Origin of the sequence: Streptomyces phaeolivaceus (assembly GCF_009184865.1) — a bacterium.
Classification (GTDB): Bacteria; Actinomycetota; Actinomycetes; order Streptomycetales; family Streptomycetaceae; genus Streptomyces; species Streptomyces phaeolivaceus.
Genome location: NZ_CP045096.1, coordinates 3,337,357 through 3,352,779, shown reverse-complemented (window position 1 = coordinate 3,352,779; position 15,423 = coordinate 3,337,357). Strand labels below are relative to the sequence as shown.

General features: G+C 67.2%; 10 protein-coding genes. 3 read left to right on the top strand and 7 right to left on the bottom strand.

All coding sequences use genetic code 11. The annotated features are described in order from the left end of the window. Positions 1-705: 705 nt before the first annotated feature. From F9278_RS15660 to F9278_RS15650, 3 genes are read left to right on the top strand one after another with little or no spacing between them, the layout of a single operon-like run. Positions 706-2,277, top strand: coding sequence for a type I restriction-modification system subunit M (locus F9278_RS15660; protein ID WP_152168883.1), 1,572 nt, complete (start codon positions 706-708; stop codon positions 2,275-2,277). Next, a complete protein-coding gene (locus F9278_RS15655) occupies positions 2,270-3,565 on the top strand; it encodes a restriction endonuclease subunit S (RefSeq protein WP_226966761.1) in 1,296 nt (431 codons plus the stop codon). Before F9278_RS15660 ends, F9278_RS15655 begins: the two co-directional genes overlap by 8 nt. 42 nt (positions 3,566-3,607) lie before the next feature. After that, positions 3,608-6,646, top strand: a complete 3,039-nt coding sequence (locus F9278_RS15650) for a type I restriction endonuclease subunit R (RefSeq protein ID WP_226966760.1) — start codon at positions 3,608-3,610, stop codon at positions 6,644-6,646. Positions 6,647-6,763: 117 nt separating this feature from the next. On the opposite strand, the gene F9278_RS15645 is transcribed toward F9278_RS15650, so the two are convergent. From F9278_RS15645 to F9278_RS15615, 7 genes are all read right to left on the bottom strand, one after another. Further along, the gene (locus F9278_RS15645) at positions 6,764-7,624 is read right to left on the bottom strand and encodes a nucleotidyltransferase domain-containing protein (RefSeq protein WP_152168881.1); all 861 of its coding nucleotides are present in this window, start codon (positions 7,622-7,624) and stop codon (positions 6,764-6,766) included. A gap of 109 nt (positions 7,625-7,733) precedes the next feature. Continuing rightward, positions 7,734-9,398 (bottom strand): IS1182 family transposase, encoded by a 1,665-nt coding sequence (locus tag F9278_RS15640; protein ID WP_193241490.1) that lies wholly within the window; start codon positions 9,396-9,398, stop codon positions 7,734-7,736. A gap of 268 nt (positions 9,399-9,666) precedes the next feature. After that, entirely contained in the window at positions 9,667-11,037 is a 1,371-nt protein-coding gene (locus F9278_RS15635) for a DUF317 domain-containing protein (RefSeq protein WP_152168880.1), read from the bottom strand. A 68-nt stretch (positions 11,038-11,105) separates the two neighbouring features. Continuing rightward, the gene (locus tag F9278_RS15630; RefSeq protein WP_152168879.1) at positions 11,106-12,233 is read right to left on the bottom strand and encodes a DnaB-like helicase N-terminal domain-containing protein; all 1,128 of its coding nucleotides are present in this window, start codon (positions 12,231-12,233) and stop codon (positions 11,106-11,108) included. Then, positions 12,233-13,507 carry a DNA cytosine methyltransferase gene (locus F9278_RS15625; RefSeq protein WP_152168878.1) on the bottom strand — a complete coding sequence of 425 codons (1,275 nt, stop codon included), beginning with the start codon at positions 13,505-13,507 and terminating at the stop codon, positions 12,233-12,235. Before F9278_RS15625 ends, F9278_RS15630 begins: the two co-directional genes overlap by 1 nt. After that, positions 13,504-14,376, bottom strand: coding sequence for an adenine nucleotide alpha hydrolase family protein (locus tag F9278_RS15620; protein WP_193241504.1), 873 nt, complete (start codon positions 14,374-14,376; stop codon positions 13,504-13,506). Before F9278_RS15620 ends, F9278_RS15625 begins: the two co-directional genes overlap by 4 nt. A gap of 23 nt (positions 14,377-14,399) precedes the next feature. After that, positions 14,400-15,335, bottom strand: coding sequence for an alpha/beta fold hydrolase (locus F9278_RS15615; protein ID WP_152168877.1), 936 nt, complete (start codon positions 15,333-15,335; stop codon positions 14,400-14,402). Between the last annotated feature and the right edge of the window lie 88 nt (positions 15,336-15,423).

The following is a 15,423-nucleotide window of genomic DNA, read 5'->3' as shown; positions in this document are numbered from 1 at the left end:
GGCCGACGCAGCCGCTTCCTGAGCAACACTCATAGCCGACCGGTATACCCGACCGCACTGACAACGCCCCTCAAGATTCGAATGGTTATTCGATTGATTCGCTCATGATCTCGATTATCGTCAGATGGCGCTGCCGGATGGCGCTGTGGGCAGCGTCGCTACGGCCTGCGAGATTCTTCGATGGGGATCTCTGAATACGGCTCTGTCTTCGGCCCCGGGGAACGCTTGCGGCCCGCGCTGTCAGTGGTGCGTGGTGGGATATGTAGCAGCACTGTTGCCGATGTCTCCGGAGTCGCCCGCATGAGCTTACGTATGACGGTCCCTGCCTCTCGCGAGCCGAAAATGACATCGGAGCGAGCCATCGGGCTGCGTCCTGGGAGGTCTAGTGCGGGCAGCTCTCGAGCGATGGGGTCCGGCGGGCGAACCTCGCAGTGGCGACGAGGGGTGTGCAGGGTGCCGTCGGCTGCTCGCGCGCATATGCCCGAGGCCGCCGCGCGGTGCGTCCCGAAGGCCGTTTTTTGGTGGTTCTCGGGAGGCGGATATCGTCTGTGGGTCTCCCGCGCAGGCAGCGCGACGCTCCGCGTGTGCTCACCCGGCAGGCCAAGCCTGGTGTGTACATGCAGAACCTGCCCTAAATAGGGTGACCAGCAGGATTTCACGGCCTTCGGGTCGCCACCTTTTGACGAGCAAGGACACCTCCGACTGATGGCAGTGACCCAGCAGGAGATCGAGAACCGGTTGTGGGACGCCGCCGACGAGCTGCGTGTGGCGATGCCCGAAGCGCAGTACTCCTCGGTCGTCTTCCCTCTGATGTTCTGGAAGTACCTGTCGGATACCTGGGAGCACACCCACCAGACCTTCCTCAAGGAGAACGAGGACCTCGACCTCTCAGCCGAGGAAGCCGACGAGGTCGAGTACAGCAACTACCAGACGTTCAAGATCCCCTTCATCTTCCCTGGCACCGTCGCCGAGAGCCGCGCCTCTTGGTCATCCATCCTCGCCACCGTCGCCCAGCACGGCCTCGGACAGCGGGTTCGCGCTTCCCTCCAAGCCATCGAGTCGGCCAACCCTGACAAGTTCTCCCGTCTGTTCGGGTCCATGATCTGGACCTCGGAAGCAGTGCTGCCCGGGGAGGTGCTGGCGTCGGTCATGCGGACGATGGACCGCGCCCCCAAGATGCACGAGGGCAATATGTCTCACGACGTGCTCGGGGGAGCGTACGAGTACCTGCTGAAGCGGTTCTCCGACGGGTCCGGGACCCGTGCCGGCCAGTTTTTCACCCCGCGCGAGGTCGTCGAGCTGATCATCGAGCTTCTGGACCCCAAGAATCACGAGTCGGTGTACGACCCGACGTGTGGGTCAGGCGGCATGCTCATCGCCTCCGCCAACTTCCTGAAAGCCCGCGGCAAGCGTGGATACACGCTCAGCCTGAACGGGCAGGAGGCGGTCACAGATACTGCGGGTGTGGCCCGCATGAACCTCTTCATGCACAACCTGACCGAGTTCAAGGTCGAGGTCGGCGACACCCTAAGGGACCCGCGCTTCAAGAAGCCGGACGGGTCCGTCAAACAGTTCGACGTGATCGTCGCCAACCCGCCCTACAGTCTGAAGTGGAAGCCTTGGACTAATGACCCGCGCGCCATCGGCGGGGTTGCCCCACAGTCTTCGGCGGACTGGGCATTCGTGCAGCACATGATCGCCAGCATGGACTCGAAGAAGGGCCGCGCCGGCGTCGTCCTGCCCCACGGCGTCCTCTTTCGAGGCGGCCAGGAAGCAGCCATTCGCAAGCGCGTTCTCGACGACGACCTGCTTGAAGCGGTGATTGGCCTGCCTGCGAACCTCTTCTATTCAACCTCCATCCCCACAGCGATCCTGGTGTTCCGTGCGCCCGGCACCAAGGTCGAACAGCGGCAGGACGGTGTGCTGTTCATCGACGCCTCCCACCGGTTCACCAAGGCCAAGAATCGCAACATCCTCACGGACGCGGACATCGCCGACACGGTGACCGCCTACCACTCGGACTTGGAGGGCGACGGCACCCCGGTGGCCTCCGACGGAGAGGGCGGTCTGTCGGCGCGATTCGTCCCGATCACCGAGGTCGTGGCCAACGGGTACGACCTCAACATCGGCCGCTACATCAAGCAGGCCGCGGCCGAGCGGGAGGACCTCGGCACCCTCATCGACGCCTACAACATCGCCCGGGCCGAGCGTCAAAAGACCGAGCAGCGCATGCTCGCGGTCCTCTCTGCAGCAGGGATCGAGGGCTTTGATGAGTGACTGGCAGCAGATCAGCCTCGGTGACCTGGAGACCTCTGTTCCCCGCAAGGTAGCCGTTCCGCCGCAGGGATCGAGGGCTTCGATGAGTGACGGCTATCCGCTTCGTCTGCTCGGGGAGGTGATGCGCCTCGACATCCAGCGCACACCGATGAAGCCGGCAACTACTTACCGCCTGGCCGGGGTCCTGAATGCAGGAAAGGGGGTTGTCGCTAAAGGTGAACTCGACGGCGGAGATACAGAGTACGCAGCAATGAACGTGCTGCGCGCCGACCAGGTTGTGATGCGCAAATTGACCGCATGGGAAGGTCCGATCGCCGTAGTACCTGCCGAATTCGATGGATTCGTCGCCAGTAATGAGTTCCCGACGTTCACGCTTGGCCCAGAACTGATGCCCGACTGGATGAGGCACGTCTGCCGTTCACCGCGCCTGTGGGCAGAAATGAAGAACCGGGTGAGCGGGACGGTTCAACGGCGCAAGCGTCTCAACCCAGAGCAACTCTTGCAGATCCAACTCCCAATCCCACCCCGCGAGGTGCAAGCGCGGATCGTCGAAGTGCTCGATTCTGTGGACGCCCAGATCGTCGCACTGGAAGCCGAGGCTGACGTGCTCGATGAGCTTTGGTGGGCGCTGGGACGGGAGATGGTGACAGTATTTGGTGACGTGGCGATGGCCCCATTGGCGTCGTTCTGCGACATCTCGGGAGGTCTCACAAAGAACAAGAAGGACCTTGATCAGCCGGACCTTGTGGAGGTGCCCTATCTGCGTGTTGCGAACGTCCATCGGCGCCATCTGAATTTGTCCGAGGTGGCGATGATCAAGACCACCCGGGCGAAGGCGGACAAGCTTCGACTGCAATCGGGCGACGTGCTGATGAACGAGGGCGGGGACAAGGATAAGCTTGGTCGAGGCCATGTCTGGGAGGATCAGATTCCCGACTGTATTCACCAGAATCACGTTTTTAGGGTCCGAGTCACCGATCGACGCTTCGACCCGCATTTCTTGTCGGCTTGGGGTAATACCTTCGGTCGGGAGTGGTTCGAGACATTCGGCACCCAGACGACCGGGATCGCCTCCATTAACCGCGCGACCCTCAGCAGATTCCCCGTCCCGGATGTCCCGGTGGCCGTCCAGCAGGATTGGGCGGGGCGTATCGGGGCCGTCGCGGAGACAATGGAATCCCTTCGGGGCCAGGCACGCAGCCTTCGAGCAACCCGCGCAAGCCTGGTGTCGGGCCTGCTGGACCAGAGCATCACCATCAACATCGAGTCCGTCGAGCAGGGGGTCTGAGCCGTGGCGAAGGGAATTCGCGAGCGTGAGTTCCAGAACCTAATGATCCATTGGTCTCTGCCCATGGGCTGGGGCTTTACAGCGGGCAGGTCGCTACCGCGTGAGACGACACAAACGGTGCTCGCCGGCCAGCTGCGGGACGCCATCGTCCGGCTCAACCCTGAGGTGATCGACGGGTTCGACATGGACGCCGTGGTCGAGGAGATCATCGCCACGGTCAACGCCGTCGAAGGCGGACTGGTGCGAGCCAACGAGCAGGTGCTGGAACTGCTGCGAGGGCACAAGGAGTTCCGGGGCTCCGACGGCGTGTGGCACGCCTTGAAGGTCATCGATTTCGAGCACCCGACCACCAACACCCTGGTCGTGTCGGACGAGGTGACCATAACCATCCCCGGCAAGACCCCCCGCCGGTTCGATCTCGTGTACTGGGCCAATGGCCTGCCCCTCGTTGTCGTAGAGGTGAAGTCACCGACCGCTAAGTCCGGATGGGCCGACGCCGCACGCGAGATCAACGACGTGTACGCCACCGAATACCCGTGGTTCTTCACCCCCAATGTCTTCGCTGTCGCCTCCGACGGGCTGAAGCTGCGGTTCGGTGCCGCTGGTGCGCCCCTGAACCTGTGGCAGCCGTTCCGATCCACTGACGACGACGAGAACCTGTCCGGGCAGGCCGACGTGCAGCGCTCCGTCGAGTTGCTGCTCAACCCGGCCACGGTCCTGGACATGCTCGCCAACTTCGCCCTCTTCGACACCTCTGGGGGCGGGGCGGACAAGAAGTACCTGCCCCGCTATCCACAGATGGAGGCCGCCCATCTGATCCACAGGCGGGTCCTGGCCGACGGCAAGAAGGGTCTGGTCTGGCACCACCAAGGCAGCGGGAAGACGCTGCTGATGGTGTTCGCTGCTTCGCTGTTGCTGGCTGACACCCGCACCGAGTCGCCCACGATTATCTTGCTCTCGGACCGAACCCAGCTCGTGCGGCAAACCTCCGGGGTATTCACCTCCGCGATGGGCGACGCCTACTTCCACCAGCCCTCCACCAGCAAGGAGTTGCGTTCCCTGCTGGCTGACGATGTGCGCGGCGTCATCTCCACGACTGTCCACAAGTTCGCCGACGCCGGCAAGAACCTGTCGACCCGCCGCAACATCATCGTGCTGGTCGATGAGGCACACCGCACCCAGTCATCCGAGGAAGAGTCCCTGGCGGGGCAGATGCGCGCAGCGTTGCCGCACGCGAAGTTCTTCGGCATGACCGGCACACCCGTCAGGAACCTCGCCACCAACACCTTCGCCCTCTTCGGTGAGGAGACCGACCCGAACAGGGTGCTGCACCGGTATTCGGTGTCCCGGTCTCTGCAGGACGAGGCAACCGTTCCTGTCATGCTGGACCCGCACCCGGTCACCTTCGAGATGAACGACCAGGCGCTCCAGGCCGAGTTCGACCAGTTCGCCGACGAATTCGACCTCGACGACCCTGACCGTGAAACCTTGTCCCGCAAGTTCGGGCGCCTCACCTCGGTGTTCGCCAACCCCGAACGCATCCACACGGTCTGCCAGGACATCGTGGACCACTACCTGGCCGGCACCTATCGCAACGGCCTCAAGGCGCAGGTCGTCGCCTACAACCGTGAGTTGGCCGTGGCATACACGGACAAGATCAACGAGCTGCTGGCCGGCTTCGAGGCGTCGCAGGTACTCGCCGAGGTGGGCAAGCACGATCGGATCACCGCAGAGGTGAATATCCACGTCTCGGACGCCAAGACCGAGGAAGCGGCCATGCGGCCCTACCGGCTCTCCGAGGTTGACGAGGAGGACCAGAAGCGGCGATTCCTCACTCCCGATGACCCGCTGTGCTTCCTGGTTGTGACAGCCAAGCTGATGACTGGGTTTGACGCCCCCAACGAGGGCGTCCTCTACCTGGACAAGCCGATGAAGGCTCACAATCTGTTCCAGACGATCACCCGCCCGAACCGCACCTGGGTCTCCCCGGCCGGTTTCGTGAAGACCACCGGCGTGGTCGTGGACTACATCAGCCTGGCCGAAGAGGTCCAGCGTGCGGTCGTCGACCCCACCTCGGAGGGGTCCGCCGGCAAGGGCGGCGGCTTCGTGACCGACCTGACCGATCTGGTCGCCGAGTTTCGCACCACCTTCGCCCGCATCGAAGACCTCCTCGCAGACGTGGACGGCCTCGACCTCACGGCCCACGGATACGAGTCCGTACGTGTCATCAACGGCTTCCTGGACGCCAACCCTGACGCTGCCGAGGTCTTCAGCAAGAACTACCGGCTTCTGGCCCGCCTGTACCCGCTCATCAACACGGACAAGCGGGTCGCCAAGTACCAGGACGGGTTCGGGCTCTTCGGGTCTGCGTACACGACCCTGTTCAAGAAGTCTTCCGACGAGGAAAGGAAGGAGCGACTGGGCGAGCTGGGGCCGATGGTCCTGGAGATAATCAACGCCCACGTCCACTCCTTCTCGGTGGCCGCCTCCCAGGAAGAAGCCCTCGTCCTGGATGCCCAGGGCATTACGATCCTCAAGGAGCTGCTGGCCCTCGTCCGTCCCAAGCCCGACAAGGACGACAGCGAGGACAAGAGGCCACCGTCTGCGGCGGAGATCCTGGACCAGATCAAGGCTGCCCTCGAGAAGGGCGTCGAACCGGGGTCTGCGAAGTACACCGCCCTGGCAGAGCGGATCAGGCAGCTGCGGGACCGGATCATCCAGAACGCCCAGGACGCCCTGGAGTTCCTGGCCGAAGCACTCCGGGTCGCCCGTGCCATCGTGAACGCGGAGAAGCACCCCGACGAAGCCGTCGTGCTGGACGACGACCACGTGGGTGTCCTGACGCGGATCATCCACGACCATGCTCCGCCCGGCCTCACCGTCACGGAGCGGAACCTGGCCGAGGAGATCGACCACGTGGTCAAGCGCACCCTCGCCCAGTCGTGGGACAACGCCGAGGCTCGCAACCGAGGCGTCCGCCGTGCCACCGCCGCGGTCTTCCGCCGGTACATGCTGAAGCCGGTGGGCGAACCGTACGGCTCCACCGTCGCCTACGTCGAAGCCCACTACCTCGTTGACTGACGAGTGCGTGGAGGCCCGGCAACCTGTGACGGTTGCCGGGCCTCGTCGCGCTGCTCGGGCCCCGACCTGTCCCCTGAGCGACGCCAACTTTCGTCGTCGTTCCGGCTGGCGGGGATGCTACAACGGGGCCAGGGCTGCGATGTCGCGCACGGTGATGTGGAGGGCGTGAAGAGGCTGAGTCCGTGTGGGGCGCACGACCTCCAGACTTTGTGCGCCCTCACGAAGCCGGAAGACGAGCTGGTCGAAGTGGTACCAGCCGAGGTTGATCCACAGGGCGTCCGCGCCGTACTGGTTGCGGCGGTGGTCGAGTGGCTGTCCCTGCACCCATAGGGACGGCGGCGACATGCCGGAGTCCTCGGTATAGCGCACGGCGGCAGCGGCTGCGCGATGCAGTGGGCTGTCCGTCTTCCATCGGCGCCCCAGGGCGGCTACGGCGGCCGGGTCGGTGGGGTCGGCGGCCGTGAGGGCGATGCGGCTGATTTCGATCGCGCCGGTGTCGACCAGTTCCACTAGCCGGATGCGTATGGGGAGGGGGATCCACCGGTCGAGTCCGTCGAACTGCTCGATCATGGCGTCGCGGGGCGCTCGGCCGGCGTCCGGGTCCGCCTTCATGGCCTGCAGCCGTTCTTCTGCGGTGGCGCGGGTGTCGCCGCGTTTCCACAGCAGTCGTGGCTCGGAGCCTTCGGGGAGGCGGTCATTCTGGTTGAACTGGAATTGGAAGCCGCGCTTGCTGCCTTTGAGCGCGCGCTTCATGCCCGCCATGGGATCCCGCCCGTACATGAGGGCGCCGACGACGTGTTCGGTGAATTCAGTGTCGGTCCGGTGGATCACGGCCACGTCGAGGTCGCCTGGCTGCAGCGCGCCTCGGGCGTAGGAACCGAATACATAGACCTCGTCTACGAGGTCGAGGGGGCGACTGCCTGCGTCCAGATTGTCGAGCATCTTGTGAAGCATCTCCGTTGCCCGTTCACGTTTCACTTGGACTCCCTTGCCGCCCACGAGCACTGCTTGGACCTTAGGGGCCACAAGCTAAGGAGAGAGCGCTCTGCAGAGTGAGCGACTCTGTCGGGGATCTTGAGGACGGGCGTCACTTCCCTTGGCGCCACCACAGCGGCCGGGGTAAGTCGCGTGCGTCGAGGTACTGCTGGAATGCTGTGGGAGGGCGGGGCCGGTACGAGCTGTCGGCGGGTTCTTGAAGGCTCAGCCGCTCGATGTTGATCGCGAGTGCGGTCAGGACGTGCTGGACGTGCGTCTTGGCCAGGCCGCGGTAGCGGCACCGGCGTCCGCGGTGGCCGTCCGCGAACTCCTCGATGGTGCCCTCGGCCCCCGAGCGCCGCCTGTAGAGCCGGCGCCAGTCCGCATCCTGCTGATCGGCCCGGTTCTTGACCTGGAGTTCGTACAGGCGCCGTGTCGGGAAGTACAGGCTGCGAAACCGGCCCGGAGTGCACTTGGCCCGCTCGGGGCAGCGGCCGCACTGGCGGGCGTCGAACCGGACTGTGACCTTGGTCGGCTCGACTGTCGGCAGGTCCTGCCAGTTGCCGCTGACCTGCCCGTTGGGGCAGGTCACCTCGCGCTGGTCGAAGTCGATGATGAAGTTCTCCCGGCCGAAGCCGTCCCCTGCCCGGTGCTGCGGGGTGGTGCTGGGCGGAAGCGGCCCGATCAGGGTGACGCGGTGCAGGCGGGCGGCTTCGTCCATGCCGGCCACGGAGGTGTAGCCGCCGTCGACCAAGTGCCGATTCGGCAGTAGACGCCGTCGCCTGAGGCGGGCGTGGATGCCGGGCAGCGCCTGGCTGTCCGCGCTGGAGACGGCCGTGGCCACGTCGGTGATGATGTTGACCCGCTTGTCGTCGCAGGTCTCGGTCAGGTGCACGAGGTAGCCGGTCCAGCGTGTGTCACCGCGCATGGTGCAGCGGGCCTCGGTCTCGTACGGGGATTCGATTCGGACTCGGGAGGGCGGCTGGCCGTCGCGTTTCGTGCGCGGCCTGAACCGCCCCTTGGCATCCACCAAGAAGTGCTGCACCAGGATCGTTCGGAGCACGTTCGCCTGCGCCGGAGCGCCGCCGGGGAACCGGGCGTCGAGACGGTACAGCAGTTCGCGGGCGTCGTTGCCCACCTGCTCCAGGCGGGCGACGGGGTGGCTGGGCTGGGAGCACAGGCGAACCGGCCGGCCGTAGCGTTGGGCCCATTCGGCGGTGACCAGCTCGTCCAGCACCTCTGGCGCGTCGCGGGCCGCCTCTTCCAGCACGGCGCGGACCGCCTCGCACGCCAGCTCCAGGCGGGTCAGCTCCCGTGCGGCGGACAGGACGTGGGTGGAGTCGGTGCGCTGCGTGACCCGCCCTTTGAGCAGGCCGGCCCGTCGGATCCGGGTGAGTGCGAGGCCCAGTAGCCGGTCGGCGCGGTCGCCTTCGGCGAGCCGGTCGCGGAAGTCGGACAGGACGCTGTGGTGGAAGCCGGGATCGTCCAGGTCCAGGCCGAGGGCGTACTTGAAGTCGATTCGGCAGCGCACTGCCTCGGCGGCCTGGCGGTCGGAGAGGTTCATCGCGTACTGCAGCACGCAGACGGTGGCGAGTTGGGCGGGTGAGAGCCCAGGTCGGCCGTCACGCGGGTACCAGGCGGTGAAGTCCTCGTCGCTCCAGAGGCCGTCGAGGCGGTCGCGGATCCACATCGCGGTGGTGCCTTTGGGGTTGGCCGCGCGGGCAACCCGGGCGGTCAGCGGCGGGATCTCGGCTCCGGAGTGAGGCTGGAGGGACACATCGGGCTCCTGGGGAACGAGGGCGGAACGTTCCAACGAGCCTGACGCAACGTCACGATCGTTAACTGCCCATCCTCAAGATTCCCGACAGAGTCGCTCAGTGAATCCACGAGCGCCCTCGCGCTGGGTTGCCGAGGGCGGGGCCTCGTCGGCATTCAGCGAGAGTAAGCCCTCGTGAAACGGACAGGCGCGGTACGGTGCGAGTGTGGCCCTGCGGCATCCCCCGTCCGCAGGGCCACACTGCTGTTCGCGTGCGTGAGTGTGCTGGTCAGCGACTTCGGCTCGCCTGAGGTCTGACGACGGTCGTGGCGATGGCCGGTGCGGTAGCGGTGAGACGCGGAGGCTGCCGCTGGACGCTGGGGTTGAACCGCCGCGTGCCGGTGCCGTGCGCGAGTTCCTCGGCCAGGTCGGCGATCATGGGGGCGGGTGCGTAGGGGGAGGCGTGGATCGTCCAGGTGGGCTGGCCGATGGTGGGGCCGGCCCAGATGGTCCAGGTGGCGAGGCTGCCGTTTGGTTGCTGGGCGGCGAAGGCGTCGAACTGGACACCGGCGTCCTGGGAGGCGTTCGTCCAGCGGAGCCAGCGTCCGTCCACAGTGTGTTGCCATCCGGCGTCAGCGAGGGGTTTCGTGGCGGCGGTGACGGTCTTCTCGTCAACGGGGCTCCCCAGGGCGGTGTCCCATCCGTCACCGTCGGCGAGGTGGTTCAGCAGTGCCTGAAGCATGGGGGCGGGGGCAGTGCCCGTGGCGGTCAGGTGCCACATGCGGTCGGACACTGGCGTCTCGTACGCGGCCACGGTCCAGGCGGTTTCACGGGGGTGGGCTTCGTGGACCCGCTCGATGCGCAGGGTCTGCGATTCGTGGATGGCGTGGGTGGTCTCGTCGGACCAGGTGCGCCATTTCTCCCAGTCGCCGTGTGCATCGAGGAAGGTGTCGAGGATGGCGTCGTGGTCGCCGGCATCGGCCAGGTAGGCCGGGACGGTCTCCGGCTCCGGGCGGGCCGGTTCGGGCTTGGCTGCGGTGCAGGCGAGTGGGGTGCGGGCTTCGGCGGCGGCGCGTTCGGTGTCGGTCAGAGGCGCCGGGCCGGGGTGCATCTCGGCGCCGTGGATCTTCTCGAAGGCGACCATGGCCCCAGCGGGTGAGTCGAAGGTGTCGGCGATTTGCCGCAGGTGGTCCTCGCCGTGGAGGTAGACGGACTTGCCGTTGCGGTGGAGGTAGGTGCCGACCGCGACGGTGGTGTGGCCGTCGTGGGCGTGGGCGTGGATGAGGAGGTGGCCGTGGCGGATGTCGTCGTGGATCTTCTGCGCCTGATTGGAGACTTCGCGGATTTCGCTGCGGGTGCACCAGGGCATCGGGTAGTTGGCCCAGGTCCATTCTTCGTCAATGGCCTTCTGGAGCCGAGGGGTGATCTCGACGGTGATGCCTTCGGCGGTCAGGTGCTTGGCTGCGTCCTGCGCCCAGTGGGGTTCCTCGTGGTCGATGCGGACCAGGGCCAGGACGTTGTCGGTGACGACGGTCCAGTCGGCTGCCTCCAGGCCCAGGTGGGCGATGTGTGCCTGGGCGCCGGTCAGGACGGCGGTCACGGCGCTGGGATGGGTGGGGTGGGTGTCGAGGCGGACGTGGGCGTCGATGGTGGGAGTCACGTTGGGTGTCGTCTCTTCTGCCGGTGGCCGGGCCTTGGGTGGGTCCGGCCACCGGCGTATGCGGGGTGCTATCGGGTTGCTCGCGCGGCGCGGGCGGGGCGCGCGGCTGTGGTGGTCGGCGGGCCGGCACGGGTGGTGGGTGCGGGGCGCGGTCGTGGCGGCGGGACCGTTCCGGTGGCGTGCTGCCAGCGGGTGCGGACGGCGCCGATGTCGGCGAGGGAGCGGCGGGCGCCGACGACGAGCTGGAACGGGGTGTTCGCCGGGTCGCCGGCGTACGCCTCGATGTGCCGGCCGGTGTGTTCGGCGGTGGCCAGGAGGGAACGCTGCAGGGCCCGCTCGCCCCAGTGCTCCACGGACCCGGCCGGTTCGGCCAGCAGGCGGAGCACCTCGCCTGGTTCACTTCCGTCGTCCAGCAGACCGCGCTGCTGGGCTTCCCACAGAACGGTGACGGGGTCGACGGGTTCGCGGCGGCGAGCGAGGGCGGTCAGGCACTGCCAGAGCCCGGCGTGCAGCGGTCGGTTGAAGTCCTCGGGGAGCAGCCACCGGAGGGACTCGATATCTGCGGGGTGCGCGGTGGCAGTCGCGAGCAGCAGCTGCTCCTCCTCGACCGCCTCGGTGTAGTCGGGCGCGATGGTCGGTGGCGGTGCCGTGGTGCGGGGCAGGACGCCGGCGCGCGGAGGGAAGCGGCTCGCGATGTCGTCCACGACCGCGGCGAGCGCGTCGGCCTCGGCGAGCACTGTCTGGACGGGGTGCGGGAGGGAGGCATCGTGGACGGTTTGGACGAGGCGTTCCGCGGCGGCCTCCAGACGGCGGCGGGCGTGTTCGGCCTCGACCATCCGCGCGTAGGCCGGCGCGTGGCGGGGCCAGGGGCAGATCTGGATGAGGGTGTGCAGGTATGAGACGGACAGTCCGCGCGCCTGCTCGCGGCCGGCGGCGAGCACCTGGTTGAGCCACTTGGTGTTCTTCGCGTGCTCGGCCGGATCGGGCCGGGGCAGGGCGCTGATCGCGGCGAACAGGGCGGTGTGCGTGGCGGTGGAGAACGAGTCGGCGGTAATCCCGGTCACGTCGCCGAGCCGATGCGGGTCGAGGAGGAGGGCACCGAGGAGGGCCTGCTCGGCGTAGCGCACGGGCTGCGGCGGATGTGTGTCGGGCAGGTCGTCGAGGTCGTCTTTGTTCGGTTCGGGGCTGTGGGGCATCAGGCAGCCAAGGTGAAGTCGTCGGGGTCGAGGGTGACGCCGAGGTGCGGGGCGAGGAGATGGCCGGCGAGCAACGGTGGGACCGCGTTGCCGATTTGGCCGAAGACCTGGCCTTTGTTGCCGGCCCAGGGGTAGTCGGCGGGGAAGGTCTGCAGGAGGCCCGCCTCGCGGGCGGTGATCCGGATCGGCTCCGGCACGGCGGGGGTTTCCGTGTCCTGTGTCGGCGCAGCGGCTGGTTCCGCGACCCACGTGCACTCGTTCGCGCGGTGTCCGAAGAACAGCGTTCCCGCCGGCTCCTCGATGGACCGGATGGTGGCGTTGGCCTGGTTGTTGCTGCGCAGCGACCAGGACCAACGGTGGGCCTCGGCGGTGAACGTCGGCGCCGGAGCGTTGGCGGCACGGTTCTCACGGGTGCCGTGTCGCGCCGCCCACCCTGCGCCTTCTCGGCGGGACTGCAGAACCACTCCGTCCGGCCGGGGCATCCAGGTGCCGCGCTCCCGGGCATCGGACAGCGTCTTTCGGGAGCCGGAAGGGAAGGGCTCGGGCCCGCCTCCGGGGCCGCCGCCTGCGCAGACGGTGGGGACGGGCCGGTCGGTCGCGCCCCACCCGAGCGCCTCAGCCATGCTCACCCAGCGGGCGCGGCCCGGACCGAACAGCGATTCGGGCTCGGCGACTTGGGAGTGCGTCGGCGTGGGAGGCTGTGCCGTACGGACCCGGGAGGCGAGCAGAATCGCCCGCCTCCGCGTCTGCGGAACGCCGAAATCGGCGGCGTTGAGGATCCCGTACCAGACCGAGAACCCCCAGCCGCGCAGGACGGCCGCGTACTGGCGCCACAGCGGCAGCACGTCGGGGACCTCCTCCATGGCCACCCACTCCGGTTCGCCGACCGTGTTGAGGGCATGCAGGTAGCGCATCGGCTCGGCCGCCAGCAGGGAGCGCTCGTCGCGGCAGGCGGCCAGGAGTTGCTCGCGGGTGTCGCGGCCGGTGGCGAGGTCGGCGACGGCCTGGTGGACCAAGGGCTGGTCGACCAGGCCGAGGCGTTTGCCGGCCATGGACCATGCCTGGCAGGGAGGGCTCGCGATGAGCCCGGCGGTTTTTCCGAGGAAGGGCCAGACGGGGTACAGTGCCACGTCGGTGCGAATGGTCAACTGGCCTGCTGCCGTACGGGTTTTGCAGGCCCATTCGTCCCATTCCAGGCCCACGTCCCGTACGCCGAGGACGTTAAGTGAGTGGCTCCATCCCCCCGGTCCTGCAAACAGGTCCAGGATGGTCAAGAGGCCAGTCCGAAGTCGTCCTGGACCGGCTCGACTTCACCGCGGCAGGCCCACGGGGAACAGCCGTCGATGACGCCCTGTTCCAGCTCCTGAAGGTCCGGTCCGCTGTCGGTGAGTTCTTGCTGCATCGCTGCCCATTCGGCGGCGGTGACGTGATCGATCGGGGCTTCGCTGAGAGGGACGCGGGAGCGGTGGAGAAACGCCTCGCCGAGCAGACGGTTGCCGGTGGCGTTGGCGCGGGCGTTTCCCTTGCGGATGGCCGCGTCGAACTCCACTACGTCCTCCCATTCCGCCGGGGAGTTGTCGCGGATATTGCGCCATTGGGCGTTTCCGTGGAACGGGCATCCGAGGCAGCTCGATTTCGGGGTGTCGGCCAGGCCGAGCGACGTCAGGTAGCGGATGCAGTCGGACCGTGACCAGCCCATGTCGATGAGCGGGTGCCGGTTGCGCATGTACTTGACGTCGGCGTCCTTGGCCCGGTGGAATTCGTCGGTGGAGATGCCGACCCACTGCTCGACGAATACGTCCCTGGGAATGCGTGCCGGGTAGGGGTAGCCGAGTAGTTCGCGGACCTTTTTCTTGATCGGCTTGATCTTGTATTCCCCGGTGCATTGGCGCCTGGTCATACCCGGATTTCCGTCCTTGTTCAGGACGTAGAGCGGCATGGACGCAAATCTGTGGTCGGGGTCCAGGGCATCCTTGCGTATGTGTCCGGATGATACGCGAAGAATGGGTATGTCTGCGGGTCCGGCTATTTCTCGCTCCAGCCGGTCGAGATGGGAATAGACGGCTCTTGGTTCCCAGCCCGTGTCGGCGAAAATTGCGTAGTCGACCTTCGGGAGTATGCCGTGTGCGGAGAGGGCGAGCATGGCGCTGGACTGGACACCGGCACCTAGTGAAATTGCCCGGAAAGTGGGGAGTTCGGAAATGATCGGTCCTGGGGGTGAGGAGGGTGGGGGCCCGGTTCGACGGCGAGGCGAGCGATGCGTTCGCTGATGAGCGCGGGGTGGCGGATGGGCAGCGCGTGCGTGGTGCGGGGGAGGATCTCCAGGCGGGCGGCCGGGAGTTGGGCGGCCAGCCGCTGGGTGTGGGCGGCGGGGATGTGCCGGTCGTCCGCGCCAGCCATCAGCAGCAGCCGGTCGCCGAACTGGTTGAGCACGGTGGCATCGCGCGGCTGGTAGCCGCGCAGGCACTGCCACAGGTCGGCGAGATCGCGGGTGTGGGTGTGGCGGATGCCGTGCCGGCACGGCGGTGGCCCGTCGGCCGGCTGGTCGGGGTGCGGCGCGAGGCGGTAGGGGTGTGTGGTGGGCAGCCGGTGCCGCAGCCGGTCCACGGCCTGGGGCGCGTGGGTGCAGGTCAGGGCGAACAGGCTGCGACCGGCGGCCAGAAGCAGGGCACGCGGGCTGCGGCCGGGCAGCACGCTCGCCCTGCGTGCGGTGGCCGACAGCAGCACCGACCCCCGTACGCGGGTCTGGTGGTGGGGGTGCAGGGCGGTGAGTTCCTGCAGGACGAGGGCGCCCAGGGAATGGCCGGCGAGCACGAGCGGCCCGTCGGGGACGAGGTGGGTCAGGATCTGGTGCAGGTCGTCGGCGAGCTGCCGGATCGTCAGCGGTGCCTGACCACGGGGGGTGTGACCGTGCGCGCGCTGGTCGTAGCGCACGACGGTCAAGCCCAGACCGGTCAGGTGCCGGGCGTGGACACGCCACAGGTCCGCGGTGACGGACGCGCCGTGCACCAGCACGACCGTCGCGCCGCCGGGACGCGGGTGCACCGGAGTGTCGCGGTAGACGGACAGACGCGTGCCGTCTGCGGCGGAGACCGACAACACCTCAGTGGCAGAAGTTGGGTTGCGCACAGGGAGGACTCCCAAACGGGGATCAGTAGGGGGCTGCCGTTCGTCGTTCGCGCCGGGGCGG

What these genes read in the sequence shown, in the direction of transcription:
- F9278_RS15620 (WP_193241504.1), bottom strand. Translation starts at nt 14,376, where the DNA reads ATGCTCGCCCTCTCCGCACACGGCATACTCCCGAAGGTCGACTACGCA.
- F9278_RS15630 (WP_152168879.1), bottom strand. Translation starts at nt 12,233, where the DNA reads ATGCCCCACAGCCCCGAACCGAACAAAGACGACCTCGACGACCTGCCC.
- F9278_RS15650 (WP_226966760.1), top strand. Translation starts at nt 3,608, where the DNA reads ATGATCCATTGGTCTCTGCCCATGGGCTGGGGCTTTACAGCGGGCAGG.
- F9278_RS15655 (WP_226966761.1), top strand. Translation starts at nt 2,270, where the DNA reads ATGAGTGACTGGCAGCAGATCAGCCTCGGTGACCTGGAGACCTCTGTT.
- F9278_RS15660 (WP_152168883.1), top strand. Translation starts at nt 706, where the DNA reads ATGGCAGTGACCCAGCAGGAGATCGAGAACCGGTTGTGGGACGCCGCC.